The 4,053-nt window shown below is 62.3% G+C and carries 2 protein-coding genes and 1 pseudogene; all 3 read right to left on the bottom strand.

Annotation, left to right across the window (positions count from 1 at the left end):
* A partial coding sequence (locus WB528_RS11205) for a transglycosylase domain-containing protein (RefSeq protein WP_423888479.1) occupies positions 1 to 2,010 on the bottom strand: 2,010 nt, incomplete at its 3' end.
* Between the two features lie 235 nt (positions 2,011 to 2,245).
* Positions 2,246 to 3,775 (bottom strand): hypothetical protein, encoded by a 1,530-nt coding sequence (locus tag WB528_RS11200; protein WP_423888478.1) that lies wholly within the window; start codon positions 3,773 to 3,775, stop codon positions 2,246 to 2,248.
* 87 nt (positions 3,776 to 3,862) lie between these two features.
* Positions 3,863 to 4,053: pseudogene (locus WB528_RS11195) on the bottom strand (ABC transporter substrate-binding protein); the annotation flags it as partial.

Below are 4,053 nucleotides of genomic sequence, written 5' to 3'. Positions count from 1 at the left end.
CGGCAGCGGCGCGGTCGGCACCCCTTGATGAGCCGCCTTCATGAAGCGGGTCCAGATTTCCACCGGCAAGCCGCCGCCGGTTGCCTTCCGGGTCGGCGAACTGTCGTCGTTGCCGAGCCAGACCCCGGTGACGAGGTTGGCGGTGTAGCCGATGAACCACGCATCGCGGAAATCCTGGCTGGTGCCCGTCTTGCCGGCCGCCATCCAGCCCGGCAGTTCCGCTTTGTGCGCGGTGCCGGACAGCAGCGTCTCCTGCATCATGGTGTTCATCATCGCGACGTAATGCGGGTCGATCACCTGGCTGAGCTGATCGGCAGGACGCGCATAGAGAACCTTGCCGTCGAGGGTGCGGATTTTGGTGACGACGTGCGGCGAAACGCCAAGACCGCCATTGGCAAATGGCGCATAGGCGCCAACCAGTTCGACCAGCGAGACCTCGGAGGTGCCGAGAGCAATCGAGGCGTTGGCATCGAGTTTTGATGAAATGCCGAGCCGATGCGCGGTGCGCACCACGTTCTTCGCGCCGACTTCGAGCCCGAGCCTGACCGCGACCGTATTGAGCGACATCGCGAGCGCCTGCGTCAGCGTCACCGGGCCGAAATATTGATGGCTGTAATTTTCGGGTTTCCAGCCCTTGATATCGAGCGGCGCGTCCTGGCGAATCGTATCCGGCGTCAGGCCCGCTTCGATCGCGGTGAGGTAGACGAACGGCTTGAACGCCGAGCCGGGCTGGCGTTTCGCCGTCACCGCGCGGTTGTACTGGCTTTCGGAATAGTTGCGGCCGCCGACCATGGCGCGCACCGCGCCATCGGGCGACATCGCCACCAGCGCGCCCTGGCTGACATTGAACTTCACGCTTTTGGCTGCGAGCTCATCGATGACGGCGGCTTCCGCGACCGCCTGCAATTTCGGATCGATCGAGGTCTCCACCACCACGCTCTGGTCGATCTGTCCGACGAGATCGTCGAGCACTTCGGCGATCCAGTCGGCGACATAGTTGACGGTGCCGGCGCCAACCGGCTTCACGTTGTAGGAGGGATGACCGATCGAGGCCTGCGCCTGCGCCTCAGAGATGAATTTGGCGTCCGCCATGGCGGCAAGCACGGTCTTCGCCCGCTGCTCGGCGCCTTCGGGATTGCGGTTGGGCGCGAGCCGCGACGGTGACTTGACGAGGCCTGCGAGCATCGCGGCCTCCGCCAGCGTCACGTGCTTGGCCGATTTGCCGAAATAGCGCTGGCTTGCTGCCTCGACGCCGTACGCGCCGGAACCGAAATAGACGCGATTGAGGTAAAGCTCGAGAATCTCGGCCTTGGAATGCTTGCGCTCCAGCCAGAGCGCAAGCTCGACTTCCTGCAATTTGCGCTGGAAGGTGCGCTCCTGGGTCAGGAATAGATTTTTGGCCAGTTGCTGGGTGAGCGTCGAGCCGCCTTGCGACACGCCGCGATGCAGGATGTTGGCGACCGCAGCCCGCAAGATTCCCTGCGGATCGATACCGAAATGCGAATAGAACCGGCGGTCCTCGATCGCGATAAACGCCTTCGGCAAATAGGGCGGCAGATCCTTCAGCGCGACGTTGCTGCCGGCCATTTCACCGCGAGTGGCAAGCACGCTGCCGTCGGCGCCGGTGATCTGGATCGTCGGCGGCCGTTTCGGGATTTCGAGCGACTGGATTGCCGGCAGATGGGCGCCGACCCAGACGATGAGGCCGACGGCGGCGATCGCGCCCCAAAGGCCGAGCACCGCGCCCCAATAAAGCAGCCGCCCGATCGAAAACCCGCCGCGCGACTTCGACCGCCGCCTGGCGTCGCTGCGGCTCGCGCGCGGCTTTCGCTCACGCGCCGGTTCCTCGTCGTCGTCGTCAACGTCGTCGTTCTTTTGCCTGGATGACTTTTTCGTCACGCTGCCGCCGGGAATCCGGTCATCGGGCGAGAGCCGTAGCTCGGAAAGCGCCGCGGCGAGGCCGAACATCGGCTCCTTGCGTCCACCGCCCTTTTTCCGTCGCCACGCCATACGCTAAACGCCCGCACCACCCGATGGGGGCAAAAGTACCGGGACGGATTTAAAGCCGTCTTAAACGATGGTTAATTAGCGTAGGCGGCGCTTCTCGTAACCACCTGACAAAGAAGGCGTTCAGATACGCTTAACCCTAAGCGGGCGGAAATACCGCCGTTATTGCAAGAAAATCGCCCGCGGGGAGGAAGTGATCCGCGCGCGGTCGACGAGAACATCGCCCTCCGCCCGGGGTTTAGCTTCCACACGCTTTATTTCCGGCCGTCGGAATTGTCAGAAAGGTGATCGTCGCCGGCGCGAAGTTGATCACACCCGCGCGAACGGTGACGCCGTCGATGCGCGGCAGTTCGTCGTCAGCTTCCAGGGCCAGCGAATGACCGTTAAGCCGCACCACCGCATCCTGCAAGGTCGCGGCGTCCAGGGTATAGCGCTCCGAAACTATTGGAAGCGTGAGCGCGTACGACGAACCGAGGTCGGTATTGATGACGAGAAATGTCACGCCGCCCGGCATTGCGGGCAGGCAGTGGGCATAGACATGGAGGCTCGTTCGCACCTGTGTGCCGGAATCAAGCACCGTCGTCCCCATCAGCCTTCGCCAAAGCAGCGCGCCCCAATAATTTGGCCGGGGCGTCAGCGTTCGTTCGTCGAGCAAGCCATAGTCACTCGCCGCCAGCGTGTTGTGGATGACAACCTGAACGCCGGCTTTCGCCAGCCGGCCCAATTGATCAAGGTAGCGGAACGTGTCCAGGAAGGTCGACGCCCACGGGTTTCCGCCGCAAGCGGCTTCTGCGGTTTCGGTCAACCAGATCGGTTTGCCGGGCGCGAAGCGGTCTCGGATGGTCCGGTAGAAGGCAAAGGTTCGATCGGTCCGGGAAAGCCATTGATCCGAAACGGCGGCTTCTGGCGTTTGCGTGCCGGCACACCGCGCCGATACGGCGCCGTAGTGGTGGTAGGAAACCGCGTCGATGCCCGGGCCGGCCGCCGCGAACATATCCGATACCGTCTCAGTGGTGCCGATGGTTCCATGGCCGAGGATCATCATCTCGGGAGCGGCCTGTCTCACAAACATCAGGAAGGTTCGGAAGTCTCGTCCGTATGCGGTCGGGTCATAGCCCTTCGTCTTGTTGTCGACGGAAACGAGATCGGGCTCGTTCATGAACTCCGCAGCGGCGATGCTTCCGCCAAGCGATCTCGTATAAGCGAGCAACCGGCGCGCCTGTTCTGGTGTCCAGGCGCCGTCCGCCTCGCGCGTACCTCCGCTTGTCGCGAACGATGTCACGATCCGCGCACCAACAGCTTCGGAAAAATCGATGACGCCCGACCATTGCCGATGGGTCAGGATGCCATCGAATCCAACAGGAGGCACAAGCGGTGCTTCGTCCGAATCAGAAAAATAAGTAGCATTGGCCCAGGTCCCGCTGACGCGGAGGTAGGCAGGCGCCAATGCGGCCGCGAGCCTTCGCAGCCGGTCATTGGTCAGGTCGATCGGCGGCCGGTATGCATACAGATCTGACGCCGTCTTCGGTTTCACCCCGTAAGGCTTCCAGAAATCGCCTCCGGTTACCTCGACCATTTCTATGTTGTAGGACTGGAACCGTTGGTCGATTGTGCCGATGCGAGGCATGCTCGCCGGCGCGATCTCCGGCGCTTCGGCGTGCACTGATGCCAACGGCGGCGCCGATATCACGCAGACGAGAAGCAATTGCCTGGCATAGCCGGACTTGAGCATATCTGTTCCCAGATCCGCGATCCCGGTGATCAGCATAGCCGAGATTTTGCCAAGAAAATGCCGCCGCGAACAGTAGCTCGCGGCGGCATTTGAACGGTAAATCGGATTCGCAGTGCGTCAGCGCTAGCCGGTGGGACCGTTGTCCTCCAGGATCGGGCCGAACAGCTCCCAGCGTTCGCCGTTGAACTTCATCATCTGCAACTGCTTGTTGACCCGGTAGTCGTTCGGTGTGGTGTTGGCAGCCATTCCCGGCAATGCGAGATCGAGCTGCACATCCTTCAGGTTGGTCGCCTGTTTCATGATGTTCTCGCGGG

The organism is Bradyrhizobium sp., assembly GCF_049586575.1.
GTDB lineage: Bacteria > Pseudomonadota > Alphaproteobacteria > Rhizobiales > Xanthobacteraceae > Bradyrhizobium.
The sequence above is the reverse complement of the archived record's forward strand: the minus strand, read 5'-3'. Positions and strand labels throughout refer to the sequence as shown.